The following is a 23,796-nucleotide window of genomic DNA, read 5'->3' as shown; positions in this document are numbered from 1 at the left end:
TTGGCCGCTTTTTTCATCTGAAGAAACTTATTTCTTCTTCGCTTTCGCGTTTGGCAGGTCGGTGATGCTGCCTTCAAACACTTCTGCCGCCAGGCCCACGGACTCGTGCAGAGTCGGGTGAGCGTGGATGGTCAGCGCGATGTCTTCAGCGTCACAGCCCATTTCGATAGCCAGACCGATTTCACCCAGCAGCTCGCCGCCGTTGGTACCGACAATCGCACCACCGATCACACGGTGAGTCTCTTTGTCGAAGATCAGTTTGGTCATACCGTCTGCGCAGTCGGATGCGATAGCACGGCCAGAAGCAGCCCACGGGAAGGTGGCGGTTTCGTAGCTGATGCCTTTCTCTTTCGCTTCTTTCTCAGTCAGACCAACCCATGCCACTTCTGGCTCGGTGTACGCGATAGATGGGATCACTTTCGGATCGAAGTAGTGCTTCATGCCGGCGATAACTTCAGCGGCAACGTGACCTTCGTGAACACCTTTGTGCGCCAGCATTGGCTGACCGACGATATCGCCGATAGCAAAGATGTGCGGCACGTTAGTGCGCAGCTGCTTGTCAACGCGGATGAAGCCACGGTCGTCCACTTCAACGCCAGCTTTGCCCGCGTCGAGGTTTTTACCGTTCGGTACACGACCGATAGCCACCAGCACAGCGTCGTAACGCTGTGGTTCGGATGGGGCTTTTTTGCCTTCCATGGAAACGTAAATACCGTCTTCTTTCGCTTCAACGGCAGTCACTTTAGTTTCCAGCATCAGGTTGAATTTCTTGCTGATGCGTTTGGTGAAGACTTTAACGATGTCTTTGTCGGCAGCCGGGATAACCTGGTCGAACATTTCAACCACGTCGATCTCTGAACCCAGCGCGTGGTACACGGTACCCATTTCCAGACCGATGATACCGCCGCCCATAACCAGCAGACGCTTAGGAACGGTTTTCAGCTCCAGCGCATCGGTGGAATCCCACACGCGTGGATCTTCATGCGGAATGAATGGCAGTTCGATTGGGCGAGAGCCTGCCGCGATGATCGCGTTGTCGAAGTTGATCACGGTTTTGCCGTTTTCGCCTTCCACTTCCAGGGTGTTCGCACCGGTGAATTTACCCAGACCGTTTACCACTTTCACTTTACGGCCTTTGGCCATACCCGCCAGACCGCCGGTCAGCTGAGTGATAACTTTCTCTTTCCAGGTACGAATTTTGTCGATATCGGTTTTCGGCTCGCCGAAGACGATACCGTGTTCAGCCAGCGCTTTGGCTTCTTCGATAACTTTCGCTACGTGCAGCAGCGCTTTAGAAGGGATACAGCCGACGTTCAGACAAACACCGCCGAGGGTGCTGTAACGTTCTACGATGACGGTTTCCAGACCTAAATCCGCGGCGCGGAATGCTGCGGAGTAACCTGCCGGGCCTGCCCCAAGTACTACGACCTGAGTTTTGATTTCTGTGCTCATCATGACCTCTTAATTTATACCCGTCGTCCACCGGGTCGTTCTATCCGCCCGCAGTTTACAAAATTGTTAACAATTTTGAAACAACAAACGGCTCACGAATTGTCGCTTTCGCCAATAACCTCACAAACACCATGAGATTATCAGAAAAAAGCCGGCCGACTGGCCGGCTTTTCGATTACATCACCAGGCGGCGAATGTCGCTCAGCATGTTGTTGATGATGGTGATGAAGCGCGCACCATCAGCACCGTCGATCACGCGGTGGTCGAAGGACAGAGAGATTGGCATCATCAGACGCGGTACGAACTCTTTGCCATTCCACACCGGCTCCATCGCGGACTTAGACACACCGAGGATAGCCACTTCCGGCGCGTTCACAATCGGCGCGAAGTGGGTGGTACCCAGGCCGCCGATGCTGGAGATAGTGAAGCAGCCGCCCTGCATTTCGCCGGCAGTCAGCTTACCATCGCGCGCTTTCTTGGAGATCACGGTCAGTTCACGGGACAGCTCAGTGATGCTCTTCTTGTTCACGTCTTTGAAGACCGGAACAACCAGACCATTTGGCGTATCAACCGCAACACCGATGTTGATGTATTTCTTCAGCGTCAGCTTCTGGCCGTCTTCGGACAGGGAGCTGTTGAAGCGTGGCATCTGTTCCAGAGCCGCAGCAACCGCTTTCATGATGAAGACCACTGGGGTGAATTTCACGTCCAGTTTACGCTTCTCAGCTTCGGCGTTCTGCTGTTTACGGAACGCTTCCAGATCGGTGATATCGGTTTTGTCGAAGTGCGTAACGTGCGGGATCATCACCCAGTTACGGCTCAGGTTCGCACCAGAGATTTTCTGGATACGGCCCAGTTCCACTTCTTCGATTTCGCCGAACTTGCTGAAGTCCACTTTCGGCCATGGCAGCATGCCCGGGATACCGCCGCCAGCGGCTGCAGCTGGTGCAGCTTCGGCGCGTTTCACCGCGTCTTTCACGTAGGTCTGAACGTCTTCGCGCAGGATACGACCCTTACGGCCGGTCCCTTTCACTTTCGCCAGGTTAACACCGAATTCGCGCGCCAGGCGACGAATCAGCGGCGTCGCGTGGACGTAAGCGTCGTTTTCAGCGAACTCTGATTTTTCTGCTTTTGCAGCAGGGGCAGCGGCTGGTTTAGCAGCCTGAGCCGGTGCAGCAGCCGGTGCTGGAGCAGCCGCGGCAGCCGGAGCTGCGGCAGGCGCAGCGCCTTCCACTTCGAAGACCATGATCAGAGAGCCGGTAGACACTTTGTCGCCGGTGCTGATTTTGATCTCTTTAACGGTACCCGCGAATGGCGCAGGGACTTCCATAGAAGCCTTGTCGCCTTCAACGGTGATCAGTGACTGTTCAGCGGCAACTTTGTCGCCCACTTTCACCATCACTTCTGTGACTTCAACTTCGTCACCGCCGATGTCCGGTACGTTAACGTCTTTCGCGCCGCCAGCAGCGGCTGGTGCTGCGGCCGGAGCCGGAGCAGCGGCCTGTGCAGGCGCGGCAGCAGGTGCAGCACCTGCCACTTCGAAGATCATGATCAGGGAGCCAGTAGACACTTTGTCGCCGGTGTTGATCTTGATCTCTTTAACGGTACCCGCAAACGGTGCTGGCACTTCCATAGAGGCTTTGTCGCCTTCTACGGTGATCAGTGACTGCTCGGCCGCAACGGTATCGCCCACTTTCACCAGGATCTCAGTCACTTCAACTTCGTCACCGCCGATGTCAGGCACGTTCACTTCTTTTGCGCTCGCGGCAGCTGCTGGAGCAGCGGCGGCCGGCGCGGCTTTCTTCTCTTCCTGCGCAGGTGCAGCAGCGGCTGCACCGTCGGCGGAATCGAAAATCATGATCAGTTTGCCAGTCTCGGTTTTATCGCCAACAGAGACTTTGATCTCTTTAACGATGCCAGCCTGAGGAGACGGGACTTCCATAGAGGCTTTGTCGCCTTCTACGGTGATCAGCGACTGTTCAGCTTCAACTTTGTCGCCTACTTTGACCAGGATCTCGGTGATTTCAACTTCATCAGCCCCGATGTCCGGTACATTGATTTCGATAGCCATTATTCTTTTACCTCTTACGCCAGACGCGGGTTAACTTTTTCTGCATCGATGTTGAATTTGGTGATTGCGTCTGCAACCACTTTCTTATCGATTTCGCCACGTTTAGCCAGTTCGCCCAGTGCTGCTACAACCACGTAAGAAGCATCAACTTCGAAGTGGTGACGCAGGTTTTCGCGGCTGTCAGAACGACCGAAGCCGTCAGTACCCAGTACGCGATAATCATCAGCTGGAACGTAAGTACGAACCTGCTCAGCGAACAGTTTCATGTAGTCAGTAGACGCCACCGCTGGCGCGTCGTTCATCACCTGAGCGATGTAAGGAACGCGTGGGGTTTCCATTGGGTGCAGCATGTTCCAGCGTTCACAATCCTGGCCATCACGCGCCAGTTCAGTGAAGGAGGTAACAGAGTACACATCGGAACCGACACCGTAGTCTTTCGCCAGGATCTGCGCTGCTTCACGAACGTGACGCAGGATAGAACCGGAGCCCAGCAGCTGAACTTTACCTTTGCTACCTTCGATGGTTTCGAGTTTGTAGATACCTTTACGGATACCTTCCTCGGCACCTGCTGGCATTGCCGGCATGTGGTAGTTTTCGTTCAGGGTGGTGATGTAGTAGTAAATGTTCTCCTGCGCTTCACCGTACATGCGCTGCAGACCGTCATGCATGATGACCGCCACTTCGTACGCGTAAGACGGGTCGTAAGAGATACAGTTAGGGATAGTCAGAGACTGAATGTGGCTGTGACCATCTTCGTGCTGCAGACCTTCACCGTTCAGGGTCGTACGACCGGAAGTACCACCGATCAGGAAGCCGCGAGCCTGCTGGTCGCCTGCCTGCCAGCACAGGTCACCGATACGCTGGAACCCGAACATGGAGTAGTAAATGTAGAACGGGATCATCGGCAGGTTGTTGGTGCTGTAAGAGGTCGCAGCAGCCAGCCAGGATGCGCCTGCGCCCAGCTCGTTGATACCTTCCTGCAGGATCTGACCTTTCTCGTCTTCTTTGTAGTATGCAACCTGCTCACGGTCCTGCGGGGTGTACTGCTGGCCGTTCGGGCTGTAGATACCGATCTGACGGAACAGACCTTCCATACCGAAAGTACGCGCTTCGTCGGCGATGATTGGCACCAGGCGATCTTTGATCGACTTGTTCTTCAGCATCACGTTCAGGGCACGAACGAAAGCGATAGTGGTAGAGATCTCTTTGTTCTGCTCTTCCAGCAGCTGAGAGAAGTCTTCCAGCGCTGGCAGTTCCAGCTTCTCGGTGAAGTTTGGCTGACGAGCTGGCAGGTAGCCTTTCAGCGCCTGACGACGTTCGTGCAGGTACTTGTGCTCTTCAGAACCTTCCGGGAAGGTGATGTAAGACAGGTTTTCTACCTGCTCATCGGTGACTGGAACGTTGAAACGGTCGCGGATATAACGCACGCCGTCCATGTTCATTTTCTTAACCTGGTGAGCGATGTTTTTACCTTCTGCGGTATCACCCATGCCGTAACCTTTGATGGTGTGGGCCAGGATTACAGTCGCTTTACCTTTGGTTTCACGCGCTTTTTTCAGTGCAGCGTAGATTTTCTTCGGATCGTGACCACCGCGGTTCAGGGCCCAGATCTGCTCATCAGTCCAGTCTGCAACCAGGGCTGCGGTTTCTGGATATTTGCCGAAGAAGTGCTCACGAACGTAGGCACCGTCTTTGGATTTGAAGGTCTGGTAGTCACCGTCAACGGTTTCGTTCATCAGCTGGATCAGTTTACCGCTGGTGTCTTTACGCAGCAGTTCGTCCCAACGGGAACCCCACATCACTTTGATCACGTTCCAGCCAGCACCTGCGAAGATGCCTTCCAGTTCGTTGATGATCTTGCCGTTACCGGTTACCGGACCATCCAGACGCTGCAGGTTACAGTTGATGATGAAGCACAGGTTGTCCAGCTTCTCACGGGTTGCGATGGTGATCGCACCTTTGGATTCTGGCTCATCCATTTCGCCGTCGCCCAGGAAGGCGTATACGGTCTGCTCAGAGGTGTCCTTCAGACCACGGTGTTCCAGATACTTCAGGAATTTAGCCTGGTAGATCGCACCGATTGGGCCCAGCCCCATAGATACGGTTGGGAACTGCCAGAATTCAGGCATCAGTTTAGGGTGCGGGTAAGAAGACAGACCTTTACCGTGAACTTCCTGACGGAAGTTGTTCATCTGCTCTTCAGTCAGACGACCTTCCAGGAATGCACGTGCATAGATGCCCGGAGAGATGTGGCCCTGGAAGTACACCAGATCGCCGCCGTCTTTCTCGTTCGCTGCACGGAAGAAGTGGTTGAAGCACACTTCGTAAACGGTCGCAGAAGACTGGAAGGACGCCATGTGGCCACCCAGTTCCAGGTCTTTCTTGGATGCGCGCAGAACGGTCATAATGGCGTTCCAGCGAATTGCAGAACGGATACGACGTTCCAGATCCAGATTGCCCGGGTATTCCGGTTCGTCTTCGACGGCAATCGTGTTTACGTAGTTGCTAGCCCCTGCACCTGAAGCAACCTTCACGCCGCCTTTGCGGGCTTCAGAAAGCAGCTGATCAATCAGATACTGAGCGCGCTCAACACCTTCTTCACGGATGACCGATTCGATCGCCTGTAGCCAGTCGCGAGTTTCGATCGGATCCACGTCATTTTGGAGACGTTCTGACATGGGGGTATTCCTTATCTATCTAATACGTTGATTTGTCTGGAACCTGTCCCATTGTGCTCTTGGGCAAGAACACAATAAGACAGGTTCTGCGTTTAGTTGCCGCGCTCTAAAAGTACCTGGCGCTTAATCCTTTCGTTGCTGTATGCGGCGTAATGAACGTTCGCGACGCGATTGTTCACGGCTGCGGTCCAGCAAGATTTCCTCAATGAAAGCCAGATGGCGGTGCGACGCTTCGCGCGCCTGCTCCGGTTCCCCGGCCATTATCGCCTCGAATACTCGGGTGCGATGGTTGCTTACCAGTGGGAGCATGTCCCGACGGGCATACAACAATTCAAAATTTTGACGAACGTTCTGGGCCAGCATCGGCTCCATGCAGCGTAGCAGATGGAGGAGCACCACGTTGTGGGCCGCTTCGGTGACGGCGATTTGATACTGGACGACGGCGCTGGACTCGGCGTCTAAATCGCCGGACTGCTGTGCCCGTTCAATGGCCTGATGCAGTTCGCGGATACGCACGCGATCTTCATCAGTGCTGCGAAGGGCGGCGTAATAGGCCGCAATACCTTCCAGCGCGTGACGGGTCTCAAGCAGATCAAACTGGGATTCTGGGTGGTCAGAGAGAAGTTCTACCAGCGGATCGCTGAAGCTCTGCCACAGGCTGTTTTGCACAAAGGTTCCGCCGCCCTGACGACGAAGCAGCAAGCCCTTTGCTTCGAGACGTTGAATCGCCTCACGCAGAGAAGGACGTGAAACGTCGAACTGTTTTGCCAGCTCGCGTTCTGGCGGAAGTTTCTCACCCGGGCGCAGAGTCCCTTCGAGGATTAAAAACTCCAGCTGCTGCTCAATCACATCAGATAGTTTTGGTTGGCGAATTTTGCTGTAGGCCATATTCCCTGTCTTACGCCTTTTTGCCCGGAGTCAATTGGTCTTACCAATTTCTATTTCGTATCGCTAAAGTAACAAAGTATTCACCTTCTGTCCATATTGGTTTTGATTGAAATCAGTAAACCCTGCACATTTTAACAACCTTACAGAAATAACGTTTCAGAAATGTAACTTTGCACAAATGAGTTGATTACCCCCAAAGAGGGAGTTTTAACCATAATGAAACGAGGGTTTTTGCAATCTGAAGCGATTCAACAAGGCAAATAATGAAAATTCGCCCACTTAAGGCGCATTTCTATTCTATAGGTTGGGTGAGGAACAACGAGCGGGCCGATTTACAAATGCTTTCTTTTTATTCAAGTCGTCATCACCCCTTCATAAAGCAGGTGCATTCGCAGGCACTTACCACTATTCTGGCGCTTACGGAAGTCACCTCCGCTTTTTTCGGTCTCGTTAACCGTAAAGAAATAAATACAGAATATGGATTTTCATAATTACACACGCTCAGCGTGAACATAACAACCACACACGAGGTTTCAAATGGAAGCTCAACAGCACGGCGATCAGCTAAAGCGCGGGCTTAAAAACCGCCATATTCAGCTCATCGCACTGGGCGGTGCGATTGGTACCGGCCTGTTTCTGGGCAGCGCATCCGTTATCCAGTCTGCCGGTCCGGGCATTATTTTGGGTTACGCGATTGCGGGTTTCATTGCTTTTCTGATCATGCGCCAGCTGGGCGAAATGGTCGTGGAAGAGCCGGTCGCAGGCTCCTTCAGCCACTTTGCCTATAAGTACTGGGGCAGCTTTGCCGGTTTCGCCTCGGGCTGGAACTACTGGGTGCTGTACGTTCTGGTTGCCATGGCCGAACTGACCGCCGTCGGGAAGTACATTCAGTTCTGGTACCCAGAAATCCCAACCTGGGCTTCTGCTGCAGCCTTCTTCGTCATTATCAACGCCATTAACCTGACCAACGTTAAAGTGTTCGGGGAGATGGAGTTCTGGTTTGCCATCATCAAGGTCATTGCCGTGGTGGCGATGATTATCTTCGGCGGCTGGCTGCTGTTCAGCGGCAACGGCGGCCCGCAGGCCACGGTGCGCAACCTCTGGGAACAGGGTGGCTTCCTGCCTCACGGCATGACCGGCCTGGTGATGATGATGGCCATTATCATGTTCTCCTTCGGCGGTCTGGAACTCGTGGGTATCACCGCCGCTGAAGCCGACAACCCGGAGGAAAGCATTCCGAAAGCCACTAACCAGGTTATCTACCGCATTCTGATCTTCTATGTGGGCTCATTGGCCGTGCTGCTCTCCCTGCTGCCGTGGACGCGCGTCACCGCCGACACTAGCCCGTTTGTGCTGATCTTCCACGAGCTGGGCGACACCTTTGTCGCCAACGCCCTGAACATCGTGGTGCTGACCGCCGCGCTCTCCGTTTACAACAGCTGCGTATACTGCAACAGCCGCATGCTGTTCGGCCTGGCCCAGCAGGGTAACGCGCCAAAAGCGCTGCTCAACGTCGATAAGCGCGGCGTGCCGGTAAACACGATTCTTGTTTCGGCGGTCGTGACCGCGCTGTGTGTGCTCATTAACTACATGGCACCGGAATCGGCGTTTGGCCTGCTGATGGCGCTGGTGGTCTCTGCCCTGGTCATCAACTGGGCGATGATCAGCCTGGCGCACATGAAGTTCCGCCGCGCAAAACAGCAGCAGGGCGTCACCACGCGCTTCCCTGCCCTGCTCTATCCGCTGGGTAACTGGATCTGCCTGCTGTTTATGGCAGCCGTGCTGGTGATTATGCTGATCACCCCGGGTATGGCGATTTCCGTCTACCTGATCCCGGTCTGGATTGCGATCCTGGGCGTGGGCTATCTGTTCAGTCAGAAAAGCCGTAAAGCCATGAAGGCACACTAAACCTCTCTTCGCGGCACCTGCTTTTACGGGTGCCGCGCGTTGTTACCTCCTTCACACTTTCACGTCCACAGCGCATTTATCCATATCACCGCCCTGATACTGCAACGCATATATTCCTTTGCCAGCAAATAATTCTCTCCATACCGTAAACCGGAGAGCTGTCGATGGATAACAACAAACTGTCAGTAAAAGAAAAGATCGGCTATGGGATGGGCGACGCGGGATGCAACATCATCTTTGGCGCCATCATGCTGTTTGTTAACTATTTTTATACGGATATTTTTGGCCTCGCCCCTGCGCTGGTCGGCGTGCTGCTGCTTTCCGTGCGCGTGATTGACGCCGTAACGGACCCGATCATGGGCGCGATTGCTGACCGTACCCGCAGCAAATATGGCCGGTTTCGTCCATGGCTGCTGTGGATCGCCTTCCCCTACGCGCTGTTCAGCATCCTGATGTTCACCACGCCTGAGTGGAGCTATAACAGCAAAGTTATCTATGCGTTTGTCACCTATTTCCTGCTGTCGCTTACCTACACCGCCATCAACATCCCCTATTGCTCGCTGGGCGGGGTGATCACCAACGATCCAAAAGAACGTGTGGCCTGCCAGTCCTATCGCTTCGTGCTGGTCGGCATCGCCACGCTGCTGCTCTCATTAACGCTGCTGCCGATGGCCGACTGGTTTGGCGGGGACAACAAAGCCAAAGGCTACCAGATGGCGATGACCGTTCTGGCGCTGATTGGCACATGCATGTTCCTGTTCTGCTTCGCCACCGTGCGCGAGCGCGTGCGTCCGGCGGTGCAGACCAATGACCAGCTGAAAAATGACCTGAAAGACGTGTGGAAAAACGACCAGTGGGTGCGCATTCTGCTGCTGACGCTCTGCAACGTCTGCCCGGGCTTTATCCGCATGGCGGCCACCATGTATTACGTGACCTGGGTGATGGGTCAGAGCACTCATTTCGCCACGCTGTTTATCAGCCTGGGCGTCGCCGGCATGATGCTCGGCAGCGTGCTGGCAAAAGTGCTGACCGACCGCTGGTGCAAACTAAAGGTCTTCTTCTGGACCAATATCGTGCTGGCGATTTTCTCCTGCGCCTTTTATTTCTTCGACCCGAAAGCCACCGTCACCATCGTGGTGCTCTACTTCCTGCTGAACATCCTGCACCAGATCCCGTCTCCGCTGCACTGGTCGCTGATGGCCGACGTGGACGACTACGGCGAGTGGAAGACCGGGAAACGCATCACCGGGATCAGCTTCTCCGGCAACATCTTCTTCCTGAAGCTGGGGCTGGCGATTGCCGGGGCGATGGTCGGCTTCCTGCTCTCCTGGTACGGTTATGATGCGGGAGCAAAAGCGCAGAGCGCGGACGCCATTAACGGGATCGTGCTGCTCTTTACCGTCATTCCCGGCATTGGATACTTAATTACCGCGGGTGTAGTACGACTGCTGAAGGTGGATCGTGAAACCATGAAGCAGATCCAGTCCGATCTGGAAAAACGCCGCAACAACTATCAAGAGCTGAACGATTATCAGGAACTGAAAGCTGCTGAGACTAAATAAGGAAATCCGAATGCAAACCTGGCCAAACCCGTTTATCGAACAACGCGCCGATCCGTACATTTTACATCACGAGGGGCAGTACTATTTTATCGCCTCCGTGCCGGAGTACGACAGGCTGGCGATCCGCCGCGCAGCGTCGCTGGAAGGCTTACGTCATGCCGAAGAAGTGGTGGTCTGGCGTAAACCCGAGACCGGACCAATGAGCCAGCTGATTTGGGCGCCGGAACTGCACCACATTGACGGGAAGTGGTACATCTATTTAGCTGCGGCGCACACCCAGGCGCTCGACGCGCTCGGGATGTTCCAGCACCGCATGTTTGCCATTGAATGTGCCGACAGCGATCCGCTTACCGGCACGTGGGTGGAAAAAGGGCAGATCAAAACGCCTTTCGATACCTTCGCACTGGACGCCACCACCTTTTTGCATCAGGGGAAACGCTGGTATCTGTGGGCGCAAAAAGCGCCGGATATCACCGGGAACTCCAACCTTTATCTGTGTGAAATGGCGAACCCGTGGACGCTAAAAGGCGAGCCGGTGATGCTCAGCAAGCCGGAATACGACTGGGAGTGTCGCGGGTTTTGGGTCAACGAAGGCCCGGCGGTACTGGTTCACGGCGATAAGCTGTTTATCAGCTATTCCGCCAGCGCTACCGACGAGAACTACTGCATGGGGCTGCTGTGGATAGACCTGAACGCGGATCCGCAAAACCCACTGAACTGGCAAAAATCTCCGCATCCCGTATTCGTGACCAGCTACGAAAATCGCCAGTACGGCCCGGGACACAACAGCTTTACGCAAACGCCGGAAGGGGAAGATGTGCTGGTGTATCACGCGCGGAACTACACCGAAATTGAGGGCGATCCGCTGTACGATCCAAACCGCCATACCCGCCTGAAGCGCGTCCGCTGGGACGAAAACGGGATGCCTGATTTCGGCATCCCGCCTGCGGACACGCTTTAATCGTTACGCCGCGCTGGCTTACACCAGCGTGCCGTAGATAGTCAGCAGCGCCACGATAACCACCACCACAAACGACGTTTTCTTCGCCATGGAGACAGCGGCTTTCGGCGTTTCAATCTTGTCGGTATGCGGCTCGCGTGCCAGCGAGAACTGCGCCAGACGCGTTAGCACCTGATACTGCGACGTATGGCGATCGGCAAGCGAGGCAAACCACGCGGGCAACGCTTTTTCACCGTGACCAATTAACGCGTAAACCACGCCCACCAGACGCACCGGGAGCCAGTCAAGCACGTGCAGGATGGCATCGATGCCGGACAGCAGGCGTTCATGCGGCGTCAGATAGCGGGCAAGCCAAGTCTGCCAGGCGCGCAGGAACGCATATCCCATCAGCAGTACCGGCCCCCACGGGCCGCCCACTACGAACCAGAACAGCGGCGCCAGGTAGTAACGGAAGTTAATCCACAGCAGCGCGTTTTGCAGCTCGCGCAGAAACTCGCGCTCGTCGCAGTCAGGCGGCACGCCGTGGATCATGGTTAGTTCGCTCGCCATGGCACTGCGCGCATGGGCATCATCACGGGAGGCGGCTTTCAGGTAGGCGTGATAGTGCAAACGCACCTTGCCCGCACCAATGCACAGCACGCCGAGCAGGATCCACACCACCAGCAGCGGCACGTTGAAAAAGAGTCCATACAGCGAGCGCAGCAGCAGGAACGTAATAACCATCACCCCTGCCATCATCAGCAGCGTGCGCAACATGGAAAAATGCTTAATCCGGCGGAAAAGCACCTCCAGCCGGTGATCCAGATGCCAGTGCTCGCCGAGCTTGAACAGGCGTTCAGCGATGATGACCAGCAGCATGGTAAACAACGTCATGGTATCTCCTTATTCTGACGACGCGGTGAGCATGGCGCGAAAGCGGGGCCAGTCGAATGCCGGGCCGGGATCGGTTTTTCTCGCCGGGGCAATATCGCAGTGCCCGGTAATATTGTCGGCGATTGCCGGGTAAAGTCCGATAAGCGTGCGGGTCACAGCCGCTAGCTGTTGATACTGTGAATCGGTGTAGGGCGTGGTATCCGTGCCTTCCAGTTCGATCCCGATAGAAAAATCATTGCACCGCTCGCGCCCGTGATACACCGACACCCCGGCATGCCAGGCGCGCTTATCAAAAGGAACATACTGAACCACTTCACCATCGCGACGAATCAGGCAGTGAGCCGATACGCGCAGATGTGCAATTTCAGCAAAGAAGGGATGAGCATCGGGATCAATCGTTCCCGTGAATAACGCATCAATCCACGGGCCGCCAAATTCACCCGGCGGGAGACTAATATTATGAACCACCAGCAGTGTGGGCTTTTCATCCTCCGGGCGGCAATCGTGGTGCGGCGAGGGCACACGCCGCGCATCCACCAGCCATCCGTTTTCTAACAACATGCTGGAACTCCTTCTGTATGGTGCAATGACTCGGTTCAGAGTAGCATGTTTCAATATTATGATTCGTTACCAATTTGGAGTTTTATCATGCCGCCTCGCCGCTACAACCCCGACCACCGACGTGAAGCGCTTCTGGAACGTATTAATATGGATATTCCGGCAAGCGTCTCCCATGCTTTGAAAGAAGATCTGGGCGGTGATGTTAATGCCGAAAAGGATATTACCGCACAATTGTTGCCGAAAGAGACGCGCTCCCACGCGGTCATTATCACCCGCGAAGAGGGTGTTTTTTGCGGCAAGCGCTGGGTTGAAGAGGTCTTTACTCAACTGGCGGGTGATGATGTGCAGATTATCTGGCACGTTGAAGACGGCGATGCGATTACGGCAAACCAGCCGCTGTTTGAACTGGACGGACCTTCCCGCGTCTTGCTGACTGGCGAACGTACCGCGCTCAACTTTGTACAAACGCTCTCTGGTGTCGCCAGTGAAGTACGTCGCTACGTTGACCTGCTGGCAGGCACCCGCACCCAGCTGCTGGATACCCGCAAAACGCTGCCGGGCCTGCGCACGGCGCTGAAGTATGCGGTGCTGTGCGGCGGTGGCGCAAACCATCGTCTGGGCCTGTCCGACGCCTTCCTTATTAAAGAAAACCATATTATTGCCTCTGGCTCCGTGCGTCAGGCAGTGGAGAAGGCCTTCTGGCTGCATCCGGACGTGCCGGTTGAAGTGGAAGTGGAAAACCTGGACGAGCTGGAGCAGGCGATTAAGGCCGGGGCCGATATCATCATGCTCGATAACTTCGAAACCGAGCAGATGCGCGAGGCGGTAAAATTGACTAACGGCCGGGCCCAGCTTGAAGTGTCCGGGAACGTCACCTTCGAAACGATCCGTGAATTCGCCGAAACCGGCGTGGATTACATCTCCGTCGGCGCGCTGACCAAACACGTTCGCGCCCTCGACCTCTCAATGCGCTTCAAATAATACATTCTCCCCTCTCCGCCCGGAGAGGGGAATTTCAGCCCCGCTCGCATATCCGCTGTTCTTCCCTGCAACGCGGCATAAATTCTCTGAATGTGCTTTCCCGTTCACTTTTTTGCCCCTCGTATCTGCCCTTTCGCGCTGACAGAGTAGCGCCACTAAACGTAAGGAGCAGATATGAACAGACAACACGGATTCACTCTCATTGAGCTGATGGTGGTCATCGGCATTATCGCGATTCTGAGCGCCATCGGCGTACCAGCCTATCAGAACTACCTGCGCAAAGCGGCGCTGACCGATATGCTGCAAACCTTCGTTCCTTACCGCACGGCCATTGAGCTTTGCGCACTGGATCACGGAGGCGTGGAGAGCTGCGATGCCGGCAGCAACGGTATCCCTTCCCCCACCACGACACGCTACGTTTCAGGAATGAGCGTGGCAAAAGGGACCGTGACCTTAACAGGACAGGAGAGTCTTAACGGGCTGACGGTAACCATGACGCCAAGGTGGAACGACGGCAACGGTATGACGGGCTGGACGCGCGACTGTAAGATCGGTGCTGATAGCGCCCTGAAACAGGCCTGCGAAGACGTTTTCCGCTTCGACAACAACTGAGGAGCGGATAATGAATACCGAGCAACTCGTGGCGCTTTGTCTGCGCCACCGCGCGCTGCTGCTCACCAGCGACAGTGACATGGTCAGCATTGCCGTCGTGGGAAGCCCCGCGGCTGAACTCATGGAGGCGCTGCGCTTCGCCACCCAGAAACGAATTGATATTGAGTGCTGGAGCGCTGAGCGCATGGAAAAACACCGGCAGCTAACGTCCCAATCACATCTGCCCGGCATTACGCAAACATACTCAACAGTTGATGTCCTCAACCACACGCTGCAGCAGGCAATCAACCGACGCGCCTCTGATATTCATATCGAACCGATGGAGCACGCGTGCCAGATTCGTTTACGTATCGACGGCGTACTTTGCCCTCAGCCTCCCCTTGCCGCTGAACTGGCAAGCCTGTTCAGCGCACGTTTAAAGGTGCTGGGTAACCTGGATATTGCAGAACGTCGTTTGCCCCAGGACGGTCAGTTTACGATTGAGCTGGCAAACGAGCCGGTCTCATTTCGGATCGCGACGCTTCCCTGCAGCGGTGGTGAGAAAATTGTGCTGCGTCTCTTGCATCAGGTTCAGCAGGCCCTTGAGCCTGAAGCGCTTGGTATGAGTGCTGAACAACTGGCCCGTTTCAACGAGGTGCTCCACCAGCCGCAGGGGCTGATTCTGGTCACCGGCCCTACCGGCAGCGGCAAAACCGTGACGCTGTACAGCGCGCTGCAGGCGCGTAACACCCCTGACGTCAACATATGCAGCGTGGAGGATCCCATTGAGATCCCCCTTGCGGGTTTAAACCAGACGCAGATTAATCCCCGGGCGGGTTTAACATTCCAGAGCGTGTTAAGGGCGCTGCTACGTCAGGATCCCGACATCATTATGGTCGGCGAAATCCGTGACGGTGAAACGGCAGAAATTGCCATTAATGCCGCCCAGACCGGGCACCTGGTGCTGTCGACCCTGCACACCAACTCGACGACAGAAACCCTGATTCGACTGGAGCAGATGGGCGTCGCGCGCTGGATGATATCTTCCGCGCTGTCGATGGTGATTGCCCAGCGACTGGTCCGGCGCCTGTGCCCACATTGTCGTCGGGAAGCCAGCGAGCATGCTGAATTACCGCGCGCCGTATGGTCCAGACCACTTCCTCGCTGGCAGTCCACCGGCTGCGATCGCTGTTATCACGGTTTTTATGGCCGCGTAGCTATTTTTGAAGTACTCGCGGTCGACAATGCGCTGCGGCAGGCCATTGCCAGCGGAGCGGGAACAGAAGTGATAGAAGCGAGCGCCCGGCAGGCGGGAATGATTTCTCTTTTCGAGCACGGTTGCATGGCCGTCGAACAAGGGCTGACCACGCTCGAAGAACTGGTGCGCGTGCTGGGAATGCCAAATGGGGGCTAATCAACTCTGGCGCTGGCGAGCGCTCACCAAAGAAGGTGAACTCCGAAGCGGGACACTCTGGGCCACAGACCGCAATGCCGCCTTCACCAGGCTAGTGCGGAGCGATCTCCATCCTTTGACGCTGACCCGATGCGCTCAGCAACACCGCTGGCGGCCACATCACTGCTACGAGATGTTTCGCCAGCTTGCAACGCTTCTGCAGGCCGGGCTGACGTTGTCCCACAGCCTGCAGATGCTGGCAGAGCAACATCCGTTAAAACCGTGGCAGGCACTGCTGCAAAGTATTGCCGATGAGCTCGGTGAGGGAGCCCCCTTTTCTGAGTCGCTAAAAAAGTGGCCAGCCGTTTTTAGCCCACTGCATGTCTCGATGGTGAAAACCGGTGAGCTCACAGGGAAACTGGAGGAGTGTTGTCGCCAGCTCGCGCAGCAGCAAAAAGCGCAGCAGGAGCTCAGAGCAAAGGTAAAAAAAGCCCTGCGCTATCCGGCGATTGTCCTGACGCTGGCCGTGCTCGTGGTGCTGGCGATGGTTGTCCTGGTCTTGCCCGAGTTTGCCGCGATCTATAAAACGTTTAACGCTCCGCTTCCCCTGCTGACACAGATGGTCATGGGGATGGCCGCCTTTATCCAGTCCTATGCCCTCGCGTTGTTCGCCGCGTTATTAGCGCCCTTGGCCACTGCCTGGGCTCTGCGGCAGAACCCTCGCTGGCAGCGCATGCTGATGTATACGCCCGTGATGGGCGCGCTGGCAAAAGGGCAAAAACTGGGACACATCTTTACCGTGCTGTCACTCACGCAGCAGTCCGGAATCCCCTTTCTACAGGGCCTGGAGAGTGCAGAGGAGACCGTTGAAAGTCGGTACTGGCAGGGAATACTCCGTGGCGTTCGGGAGGACATTGAAAAAGGTCTCCCCGTCTGGTCATCCTTTAATAAAGCGGGCATCTTTACCCCGCTGTGTATTCAGCTTTTACGAACCGGCGAAATATCAGGTGCGCTGGATATCATGCTGGCAAACCTCGCCCGGCATCACACGGAACAGACCTTTCAACGAGCAGATAGCCTGGCGGCCCTTCTGGAACCGGTGCTTCTGATTGTGACAGGGGTCATCATCGGCACGCTGGTGGTGGCAATGTACCTGCCGATTTTCCATCTGGGGGATGCGTTGAGTGCGGGATAGTACAGCAGGGCTGGCGCACGGGCATGCGCCAGCGAAAGCCATTACAGGCTATTGAATACGCGGTTTTCTTGTTCCTGAACGCGAATAAACGTCGTACGCTTTGTCAGCTCTTTCAGACGGGATGCTCCAACGTAGGTGCAGGCAGAGCGCAGGCCGCCGAGGATATCGCGTGCGGTGTTTTCAACCGGGCCGCGCAGAGGCAGCTTCACGGTTTTGCCTTCTGCCGCACGGTATTTTGCCACACCACCGACGTGACGGGTCATCGCAGACTCAGAGCTCATGCCGTAGAACAGCATGAATTTCTCGCCGTTCTCTTCAACTACGGTACCACCGCTCTCTTCGTGACCTGCCAGCATACCGCCGAGCATCACGAAGTCCGCACCGCCGCCGAAAGCCTTTGCGACATCACCCGGCATGGTGCAACCGCCGTCGCTGATGATCTGTCCGCCCAGCCCGTGCGCCGCATCGGCACATTCAATGACGGCGGAGAGCTGCGGATAACCGACGCCGGTTTTGACGCGTGTCGTGCATACAGAGCCCGGACCAATGCCCACCTTCACGATATCGGCACCGGAGAGGATCAGCTCTTCACACATTTCACCGGTCACCACGTTGCCCGCGATGATGGTTTTCGTCGGCCAGGCCTCACGCGCCTTGCTGACGAACTGCACGAAGTGCTCGGAGTAACCGTTCGCCACGTCAATACAAACGAAGTTGAGCGCCGGGTTAGCGTTCAGGATCTGTTTGGTCTTCTCGAAATCCGCATCGGAGGTGCCGGTAGAAACCATCACATGCTTCACTACGTCAGCAGATGCGGATGCGACAAACGCATTCCACTCTTCAGGGCTGTAATGTTTGTGCACGGCGGTGAGAATATCAAACTGTGCCAGGGCGGTTGCCATCTCAAAGGTTCCCACAGTATCCATGTTGGCAGCGATGATCGGCACGCCAGACCAGGTCTGACCGGAATGCTTAAAGGTGAATTGACGTTCGAGTTCAACGTCTGAGCGACTTTTCAGTGTAGAGCGTTTAGGGCGGATAAGAACGTCTTTGAAACCTAACTTCAGATCTTCTTCGATACGCATGTGCGGATTCCTGGGGTTAGAGGCAAATATGTAAAAAGCACAACTCCAGTGACGCTATCATACGCACTAATACCTGCTCCGCAAGACTGCGAAATTCTCTTTTTTTACGCTACAATCCTATAAATTTACCTGGTCAAAAGCCGGTAAACAGGGCTAAACAGTTGCTGGTGCATCTGAGAGTTTTAATCCACTGATTTTAATAATGAATAATTCCCAGGATTTGATTTAATGGGGTATATCGTTGCATTAACCGGCGGTATCGGTAGTGGTAAAAGTACCGTTGCGGACGCGTTTTCTCGTTTGGGTATCAAGATTATCGATGCCGATATCATTGCCCGCCAGGTGGTAGAGCCCAATACACCCGCGCTTAAAGCCATCGCAGAACATTTTGGCAATGCAATCATCAATGCCGATGGCACGCTAAATCGCCGTCAGCTTCGCGAATGCATTTTTTCTGATTCTGCGGAAAAAGCCTGGCTTAATGCCCTGCTCCACCCCATCATCCACCAGGAAACTCAGCGTCAGATAGCCGCAGCCCGCTCGCCCTATGTCCTGTGGGTGGTTCCGCTACTGGTGGAAAATCAGCTGCATCAGAAAGCCGATCGGGTGCTGGTGATTGATGTTGAACCCGAAACGCAAATCCAGAGAACCATGACGCGCGATCGCGTTTCGCGGGAGCATGCTGAACAAATTCTTGCCGCTCAGGCTACGCGCGCTCAGCGTCTTGCCGTGGCGGATGATGTTATTGATAATAACGGCGCACCAGATGCCATTGCATCGGATGTTGCCCGTCTGCACGCGCAGTATCTGACGTTCGCCGCGCAGGCCGTTGCACAGGAAAAACCATAATGTCGACACACGTCCTTTTTGAGCATCCGCTCAATGAAAAAATGCGCACCTGGCTGCGTATCGAATTTCTTATTCAACAACTTTCACAACATCTGCCGGTTAACGATCATGCCACCGCATTGCACTTCTTCCGCAACGTAGGCGATCTGCTGGATGTGATTGAACGCGGTGATGTCCGCACAGAATTACTCAAAGAGCTGGAGCGCCAGCAGCGTAAATTGCAGGCATGGACAGAGGTCCCCGGCGTAGATCAGAGCCGTATCGACGCGCTCCGCCAGCAGTTGAAAAGCAGTAGCGCCGTCCTGATGGCCGCGCCGCGCGTCGGACAGTTTTTGCGTGAAGACCGCCTGATTGGCCTGGTGCGCCAGCGTCTGAGCATCCCTGGCGGCTGCTGCAGCTTCGACCTGCCGACGCTGCATATGTGGCTACATATGCCACAGGCGCAGCGTGACGTACAAGTGAACAGCTGGCTGGCAAGCCTGGAGCCAATGCACCAGACGCTGTCGCTGATCCTCGACCTGATACGTAACTCTGCGCCGTTCCGCAAGCAAACCAGCCTGAATGGTTTCTACCAGGATAACGGTGATGATGCCGATCTTCTGCGCCTGAATTTATCGCTTGGCGAACAGCTTTACCCGCAGATTTCCGGGCATAAGAGCCGTTTTGCGATTCGCTTTATGCCGCTGGACAGTGAAAATGGCACCGTGCCGGAACGTCTCGATTTTGAACTGGCCTGTTGTTAAGGAGTGCCGATGTCTGATGTCACCACCGTAAGCTGCCCAACCTGTGGTAAAACCGTTGTCTGGGGCGAAGTCAGTCCGTTCCGCCCATTCTGCTGCAAGCGCTGTCAGCTCATTGACCTGGGCGAATGGGCGGCGGAAGAGAAACGCATTCCAAGCAAAGGCGATCTCTCGGACAGCGATGACTGGAGTGAAACCCAGCAGTAATCTGTAAAGCCTGCTGGCGCTTCGCTCAGCAGGCCTACGGTTGTGCGGCTAACCGCAGGATCACGGGCTCATTAGCTGGCGGGAATTTTTCGGCATCACATGCCTGAAGCTCTACCCAGTTACCCGGCTGTCCCTCTTTTCCCCAGGGTTCACCTTCCCAGTTTTCCACCAGCCAGAACCACAGCGTGATGTGCCTGTCCGGAAACTGGTACTCAAGCTTATCAAACAGCGTTGCGCCAAGCGGAGTGATCCCCACCTCTTCCTGAAGCTCCCGAACCAGTGCCTCTTCCGGCGTTTCACCTGACTCGATTTTACCGCCCGGAAACTCCCACTTGTTTGCCATGTGGGCGTCGGCAGCGCGCTGGGTGATGAAGATTTGGTTTTGCGGGTTGCGGATAATCCCGACGGCAATTTGCAGTATTTTCATAGTGTCGCTTCCATAAAAAAGGCGCAGAAATCTGCGCCTTTTTGTTTTTTTATGAACTTAGCTCAGACGGCCGTGGCACGCCTTGTACTTTTTACCGGAACCACACGGGCACGGATCGTTACGACCCACTTTACGATCGCCGGTCTGCGCGGCGATCGCCGCTGCGGCTTCGCTGTCGTCGGTCTGGTGGCTCAGCTGTTGCATTTGTGCCAGACGCTCGGCTTCTTCACGACGCTGCTGCTCCATCGCTTCTACCTCTTCCGGCATACGCACCTGAACCTTGCTCAGGGTGCTGATCACTTCATACTTCAGCGACTCCAGCATAGACGCAAACATGGAGAAGGATTCACGCTTGTATTCCTGCTTCGGATCTTTTTGCGCATAGCCACGCAGGTGGATACCCTGACGCAGGTAGTCCATAGCCGCCAGGTGCTCTTTCCACAGGGAATCCAGGGTCTGCAGCATTACGCCTTTTTCGAAGTGACGCATCATCTCAGCGCCAACAACCTCTTCCTTACGCTTGTATACGTCCAGCGCGGTTTCAAAGATACGTTCACGCAGGGTCTCTTCGTGCAGCTCAGGCTCTTTATCCAGCCACTCTTTGATTGGCAGATCGAGGTCAAAGTCGTTTTTCAGGCGTTCCTGAAGGCCTTCGATATCCCACATTTCTTCCAGAGACTGCGGTGGAATATGCGCGTCGATGGTGGCTTTAAACACATCTTCACGAATGCTGTTAATGGTTTCGCTCACGTCGGAGACGTCCAGCAGTTCGTTACGCTGGGTGTAGATCGCACGACGCTGATCGTTAGCCACGTCATCATATTCCAGCAGCTGCTTACGAATATCAAAGTTGCGGCTTTCCACTTTACGCTGTGCGTTCGCGATCGCTTTGGTCACCCACGGGTGCTCAATGGCTTCGCCAGGTTTCATCCCCAGCTTACGCATCATGCCGGACACGCGGTCGGAGGCAAAAATACGCATCAGCGCATCTTCCATAGACAGGTAGAAGCGGGATGAACCGGCATCACCCTGACGACCCGCACGACCACGCAGCTGGTTATCAATACGACGCGATTCGTGACGCTCCGTACCGATGATGTGCAGACCGCCGGAAGCCAGAACGGCGTCATGACGAACCTGCCAGTCGGCTTTGATCTGCGCAATCTGTTCTGGCGTTGGGTTTTCCAGCTCAGCCACTTCAGCCTGCCAGCTACCGCCCAGCATAATATCGGTACCACGACCCGCCATGTTGGTGGCGATGGTGACGGCAGCCGGATAACCCGCCTGCGCAACAATGTCTGCCTCTTTAGCGTGGAACTTGGCGTTCAGAACGTTGTGCTTGATGCCTGCTTTGGTCAGCTCGTTGGAAACCACTTCAGATTTCTCGATGGAGATGGTCCCCACCAGAACCGGCTGGCCTTTTGCGGTACGTTCGCGAATGTCTTCAATGATTGCCTGGATTTTTTCCGCTTCGGTCATGTACACCAGATCCGGCATATCCTTACGGATCATCGGACGGTTGGTTGGAACGACCACGGTATCCAGCTTGTAGATAGAGCTGAATTCAAACGCTTCGGTATCGGCGGTACCGGTCATCCCTGCCAGCTTCTCGTACAGACGGAAGTAGTTCTGGAAGGTGATAGACGCCAGCGTCTGGTTTTCATTCTGAATATCCACACCTTCTTTGGCTTCCACAGCCTGGTGCAGACCGTCAGACCAGCGACGTCCCTGCATGGTACGGCCGGTGTGTTCATCGACGATGATCACCTCGCCGTCTTTAACGATGTAATCGACGTCGCGGGTGAACAGCGCGTGGGCACGCAGCGCGGCGGTCACGTGGTGCATCAGCATGATGTTGCTCGGGGAGTACAGAGACTCGCCCTCTTCCATAATGCCTTCAGCAACCAGCAGCTCTTCAATTTTCACCAGACCGCGTTCGGTCAGGTTCACCTGGCGCGCTTTTTCATCAACGGAGAAGTGGCCTTCACCCTGGAAGGTATCCGAGTCTTCTTTTTCCTGACGCAGCAGGTGTGGAATGATTTTGTCGACCTTACGGTACATCTCGGAGCTGTCTTCAGCCGGGCCGGAGATGATAAGCGGAGTACGCGCTTCATCGATCAGGATGGAGTCCACCTCATCCACCAGCGCATAGTGCAGCTTACGCTGGACGCGCTCTTCAGGGCTGAACGCCATGTTGTCACGCAGGTAGTCGAAGCCGTATTCGTTGTTGGTACCGTAGGTAATATCCGCGTTATACGCTTCACGCTTGGCTGGCGCAGGCAGGCCGGACATGTTGATGCCAACAGTCATACCGAGGAATTCGAAAAGTGGACGGTTGTTTTCGGCGTCACGCTGCGCCAGATAGTCGTTGACGGTAACGACGTGAACGCCTTTACCGGTCAGCGCGTTCAGGTAAGCCGGCAGCGTTGCGGTCAGGGTTTTACCTTCACCGGTACGCATTTCCGCGATGCAGCGCTCGTTGAGCACCATACCACCCAGCAGCTGAACGTCGAAGTGACGCATGCCGAATACACGCTTACTCGCTTCGCGCACGACAGCAAACGCTTCCGGGATCAGGCTTTCTAAGGTTTCACCTTTTTCCAGACGCGCACGAAATTCCGCTGTTTTCGCTTTAAGCTCGTCATCAGAGAGCTTCTCCATCGCCGGTTCCATACCGTTGATGACGGCAACTGCTTTACGCATACGGCGCAGGGTGCGATCGTTACGACTACCAAAAACTTTAGTTAACAATTTGATTAGCATAATAAATTCTCAAACGCCCCATTGTGGGCAGATAAATTAAGGTATTGAAAAAGTTAATTTAGCTGAGGCGTTGCGGCCCGGCGCGAATGCCGTGAGCCTGGCTAATCCAGGTTGAAACAGAGAATGAAACAGGTGAAACAAACTCACGTTGCGTCGACTGACGAACTATGACCGGCGGCTGGCTGTCCTGCGTGAGCAGCGCGTTGAGCGTGTCCAGCAGGGCAAGATGCTGAGCCTGCACCGGCAGCGCCTCTTCCGCAACAGGCATGGCTTGCGGTGCCATCGCAAAAGACAGATGGCGGATAACCGTGCGGATAGCGTGCTGGTGCCAGTAATCGACGGTGAAGTTTGGACGGCGGCTGGCTTCAAGCCACGCAAGGTTAGTGAAGTTAACCCGCGTGTTGAAATCGTGTTTAGTCGTGGAGGTTTTTGCGGGCGTCGCCGCTTCGGCACTGTTGCTGAGCGCAGGCAAGCCAAAGCTCGCCGCGACCATCCCTAATAAGAGATGCGGCCAGAAGTAACGTCTGCCAAATTGTCGCCAGCGCGTCAGTATTCCGCTCACCTGCTCCACCCAATAAGCCAGCCTTGCAGAGGCTGAGTTCAGTTATTCT

General features: G+C 55.2%; 21 protein-coding genes. 11 read left to right on the top strand and 10 right to left on the bottom strand.

Features of this window, described 5'->3' with window-relative positions:
* Positions 1–27: 27 nt before the first annotated feature.
* The 4 genes from lpdA to pdhR form a co-directional block, all read right to left on the bottom strand.
* Complete coding sequence (gene lpdA, locus FOY93_RS03775; protein WP_003856313.1) at positions 28–1,452, bottom strand: dihydrolipoyl dehydrogenase; 1,425 nt, start codon at positions 1,450–1,452, stop codon at positions 28–30.
* Between the two features lie 175 nt (positions 1,453–1,627).
* Positions 1,628–3,523, bottom strand: coding sequence for a pyruvate dehydrogenase complex dihydrolipoyllysine-residue acetyltransferase (gene aceF, locus FOY93_RS03770; protein ID WP_133293791.1), 1,896 nt, complete (start codon positions 3,521–3,523; stop codon positions 1,628–1,630).
* A gap of 14 nt (positions 3,524–3,537) precedes the next feature.
* Positions 3,538–6,201 (bottom strand): pyruvate dehydrogenase (acetyl-transferring), homodimeric type, encoded by a 2,664-nt coding sequence (gene aceE / locus FOY93_RS03765; protein ID WP_028015529.1) that lies wholly within the window; start codon positions 6,199–6,201, stop codon positions 3,538–3,540.
* Between the two features lie 123 nt (positions 6,202–6,324).
* Positions 6,325–7,089 (bottom strand): pyruvate dehydrogenase complex transcriptional repressor PdhR, encoded by a 765-nt coding sequence (pdhR, locus tag FOY93_RS03760; RefSeq protein ID WP_008501960.1) that lies wholly within the window; start codon positions 7,087–7,089, stop codon positions 6,325–6,327.
* A 263-nt stretch (positions 7,090–7,352) separates the two neighbouring features.
* Between pdhR and FOY93_RS03755 the strand changes: the two genes are divergently transcribed.
* The 4 genes from FOY93_RS03755 to FOY93_RS03740 all read left to right on the top strand — a co-directional run bounded on the left by FOY93_RS03755 (position 7,353) and on the right by FOY93_RS03740 (position 11,520).
* Positions 7,353–7,580 carry a hypothetical protein gene (locus tag FOY93_RS03755; RefSeq protein WP_128569279.1) on the top strand — a complete coding sequence of 76 codons (228 nt, stop codon included), beginning with the start codon at positions 7,353–7,355 and terminating at the stop codon, positions 7,578–7,580.
* A 46-nt stretch (positions 7,581–7,626) separates the two neighbouring features.
* Complete coding sequence (aroP, locus tag FOY93_RS03750; RefSeq protein ID WP_133293790.1) at positions 7,627–8,997, top strand: aromatic amino acid transporter AroP; 1,371 nt, start codon at positions 7,627–7,629, stop codon at positions 8,995–8,997.
* Positions 8,998–9,161: 164 nt separating this feature from the next.
* A complete protein-coding gene (locus FOY93_RS03745) occupies positions 9,162–10,559 on the top strand; it encodes a glycoside-pentoside-hexuronide (GPH):cation symporter (RefSeq protein WP_136195608.1) in 1,398 nt (465 codons plus the stop codon).
* Positions 10,560–10,569: 10 nt separating this feature from the next.
* Positions 10,570–11,520: a glycoside hydrolase family 43 protein gene (locus tag FOY93_RS03740; RefSeq protein ID WP_143344652.1), complete on the top strand. Its 951-nt coding sequence runs from the start codon at positions 10,570–10,572 to the stop codon at positions 11,518–11,520.
* Positions 11,521–11,538: 18 nt separating this feature from the next.
* Here FOY93_RS03740 and ampE read toward each other — a convergent pair whose 3' ends face one another.
* Positions 11,539–12,393 carry a beta-lactamase regulator AmpE gene (ampE, locus tag FOY93_RS03735; RefSeq protein ID WP_111964025.1) on the bottom strand — a complete coding sequence of 285 codons (855 nt, stop codon included), beginning with the start codon at positions 12,391–12,393 and terminating at the stop codon, positions 11,539–11,541.
* A 9-nt stretch (positions 12,394–12,402) separates the two neighbouring features.
* Entirely contained in the window at positions 12,403–12,954 is a 552-nt protein-coding gene (ampD, locus tag FOY93_RS03730; RefSeq protein ID WP_115876430.1) for a 1,6-anhydro-N-acetylmuramyl-L-alanine amidase AmpD, read from the bottom strand.
* A gap of 87 nt (positions 12,955–13,041) precedes the next feature.
* On the opposite strand from ampD, the gene nadC reads away from it, so the two are divergent.
* The 4 genes from nadC (at position 13,042) to hofC (ending at position 17,114) form a co-directional block, all read left to right on the top strand.
* The gene (gene nadC / locus FOY93_RS03725; RefSeq protein ID WP_115876431.1) at positions 13,042–13,935 is read left to right on the top strand and encodes a carboxylating nicotinate-nucleotide diphosphorylase; all 894 of its coding nucleotides are present in this window, start codon (positions 13,042–13,044) and stop codon (positions 13,933–13,935) included.
* A gap of 174 nt (positions 13,936–14,109) precedes the next feature.
* On the top strand, positions 14,110–14,547 hold the full coding sequence (ppdD, locus tag FOY93_RS03720; protein WP_111964028.1) for a prepilin peptidase-dependent pilin: 438 nt from the start codon (positions 14,110–14,112) through the stop codon (positions 14,545–14,547).
* A gap of 10 nt (positions 14,548–14,557) precedes the next feature.
* Positions 14,558–15,940, top strand: a complete 1,383-nt coding sequence (gene gspE, locus FOY93_RS03715) for a type II secretion system protein GspE (RefSeq protein ID WP_133293786.1) — start codon at positions 14,558–14,560, stop codon at positions 15,938–15,940.
* The gene (gene hofC, locus FOY93_RS03710; RefSeq protein WP_143344651.1) at positions 15,930–17,114 is read left to right on the top strand and encodes a protein transport protein HofC; all 1,185 of its coding nucleotides are present in this window, start codon (positions 15,930–15,932) and stop codon (positions 17,112–17,114) included. Before gspE ends, hofC begins: the two co-directional genes overlap by 11 nt.
* A 41-nt stretch (positions 17,115–17,155) precedes the next feature.
* Here the strand turns inward: hofC and FOY93_RS03705 are convergent, their stop codons facing one another.
* On the bottom strand, positions 17,156–18,199 hold the full coding sequence (locus FOY93_RS03705) for a GMP reductase (protein ID WP_022647054.1): 1,044 nt from the start codon (positions 18,197–18,199) through the stop codon (positions 17,156–17,158).
* Positions 18,200–18,427: 228 nt separating this feature from the next.
* Between FOY93_RS03705 and coaE the strand changes: the two genes are divergently transcribed.
* The 3 genes from coaE to yacG are packed head-to-tail and all read left to right on the top strand — an operon-like array spanning position 18,428 to position 19,995.
* Complete coding sequence (gene coaE / locus FOY93_RS03700) at positions 18,428–19,048, top strand: dephospho-CoA kinase (RefSeq protein WP_133293784.1); 621 nt, start codon at positions 18,428–18,430, stop codon at positions 19,046–19,048.
* Positions 19,048–19,791 (top strand): cell division protein ZapD, encoded by a 744-nt coding sequence (zapD, locus tag FOY93_RS03695; RefSeq protein ID WP_133293783.1) that lies wholly within the window; start codon positions 19,048–19,050, stop codon positions 19,789–19,791. Before coaE ends, zapD begins: the two co-directional genes overlap by 1 nt.
* Positions 19,792–19,800: 9 nt before the next feature.
* The gene (gene yacG / locus FOY93_RS03690; protein ID WP_045401034.1) at positions 19,801–19,995 is read left to right on the top strand and encodes a DNA gyrase inhibitor YacG; all 195 of its coding nucleotides are present in this window, start codon (positions 19,801–19,803) and stop codon (positions 19,993–19,995) included.
* A gap of 34 nt (positions 19,996–20,029) precedes the next feature.
* Here yacG and mutT read toward each other — a convergent pair whose 3' ends face one another.
* From mutT to secM, 3 genes are read right to left on the bottom strand one after another with little or no spacing between them, the layout of a single operon-like run.
* Positions 20,030–20,422 (bottom strand): 8-oxo-dGTP diphosphatase MutT, encoded by a 393-nt coding sequence (mutT, locus tag FOY93_RS03685; protein WP_136195611.1) that lies wholly within the window; start codon positions 20,420–20,422, stop codon positions 20,030–20,032.
* Positions 20,423–20,479: 57 nt separating this feature from the next.
* Positions 20,480–23,185 (bottom strand): preprotein translocase subunit SecA, encoded by a 2,706-nt coding sequence (gene secA / locus FOY93_RS03680; RefSeq protein WP_111964034.1) that lies wholly within the window; start codon positions 23,183–23,185, stop codon positions 20,480–20,482.
* A 58-nt stretch (positions 23,186–23,243) separates the two neighbouring features.
* On the bottom strand, positions 23,244–23,747 hold the full coding sequence (secM, locus tag FOY93_RS03675) for a secA translation cis-regulator SecM (protein ID WP_164850615.1): 504 nt from the start codon (positions 23,745–23,747) through the stop codon (positions 23,244–23,246).
* Positions 23,748–23,796: the final 49 nt, after the last annotated feature.

It is taken from the genome of Enterobacter sp. 18A13 (assembly GCF_007035975.1).
Taxonomy (GTDB): domain Bacteria; phylum Pseudomonadota; class Gammaproteobacteria; order Enterobacterales; family Enterobacteriaceae; genus Enterobacter; species Enterobacter vonholyi.
This window is presented reverse-complemented; position numbering and strand designations above follow the sequence as displayed.

Excerpts from the sequence above, each read along its gene's own strand:
- ampE (WP_111964025.1), bottom strand. The coding sequence starts at position 12,393 with ATGACGTTGTTTACCATGCTGCTGGTCATCATCGCTGAACGCCTGTTC.
- FOY93_RS03740 (WP_143344652.1), top strand. The coding sequence starts at position 10,570 with ATGCAAACCTGGCCAAACCCGTTTATCGAACAACGCGCCGATCCGTAC.
- FOY93_RS03745 (WP_136195608.1), top strand. The coding sequence starts at position 9,162 with ATGGATAACAACAAACTGTCAGTAAAAGAAAAGATCGGCTATGGGATG.
- lpdA (WP_003856313.1), bottom strand. The coding sequence starts at position 1,452 with ATGAGCACAGAAATCAAAACTCAGGTCGTAGTACTTGGGGCAGGCCCG.
- aroP (WP_133293790.1), top strand. The coding sequence starts at position 7,627 with ATGGAAGCTCAACAGCACGGCGATCAGCTAAAGCGCGGGCTTAAAAAC.
- aceE (WP_028015529.1), bottom strand. The coding sequence starts at position 6,201 with ATGTCAGAACGTCTCCAAAATGACGTGGATCCGATCGAAACTCGCGAC.
- ppdD (WP_111964028.1), top strand. The coding sequence starts at position 14,110 with ATGAACAGACAACACGGATTCACTCTCATTGAGCTGATGGTGGTCATC.
- mutT (WP_136195611.1), bottom strand. The coding sequence starts at position 20,422 with ATGAAAATACTGCAAATTGCCGTCGGGATTATCCGCAACCCGCAAAAC.
- nadC (WP_115876431.1), top strand. The coding sequence starts at position 13,042 with ATGCCGCCTCGCCGCTACAACCCCGACCACCGACGTGAAGCGCTTCTG.
- zapD (WP_133293783.1), top strand. The coding sequence starts at position 19,048 with ATGTCGACACACGTCCTTTTTGAGCATCCGCTCAATGAAAAAATGCGC.
- pdhR (WP_008501960.1), bottom strand. The coding sequence starts at position 7,089 with ATGGCCTACAGCAAAATTCGCCAACCAAAACTATCTGATGTGATTGAG.
- coaE (WP_133293784.1), top strand. The coding sequence starts at position 18,428 with ATGGGGTATATCGTTGCATTAACCGGCGGTATCGGTAGTGGTAAAAGT.
- FOY93_RS03705 (WP_022647054.1), bottom strand. The coding sequence starts at position 18,199 with ATGCGTATCGAAGAAGATCTGAAGTTAGGTTTCAAAGACGTTCTTATC.
- secA (WP_111964034.1), bottom strand. The coding sequence starts at position 23,185 with ATGCTAATCAAATTGTTAACTAAAGTTTTTGGTAGTCGTAACGATCGC.
- ampD (WP_115876430.1), bottom strand. The coding sequence starts at position 12,954 with ATGTTGTTAGAAAACGGATGGCTGGTGGATGCGCGGCGTGTGCCCTCG.
- aceF (WP_133293791.1), bottom strand. The coding sequence starts at position 3,523 with ATGGCTATCGAAATCAATGTACCGGACATCGGGGCTGATGAAGTTGAA.
- FOY93_RS03755 (WP_128569279.1), top strand. The coding sequence starts at position 7,353 with ATGAAAATTCGCCCACTTAAGGCGCATTTCTATTCTATAGGTTGGGTG.
- gspE (WP_133293786.1), top strand. The coding sequence starts at position 14,558 with ATGAATACCGAGCAACTCGTGGCGCTTTGTCTGCGCCACCGCGCGCTG.
- yacG (WP_045401034.1), top strand. The coding sequence starts at position 19,801 with ATGTCTGATGTCACCACCGTAAGCTGCCCAACCTGTGGTAAAACCGTT.
- hofC (WP_143344651.1), top strand. The coding sequence starts at position 15,930 with ATGGGGGCTAATCAACTCTGGCGCTGGCGAGCGCTCACCAAAGAAGGT.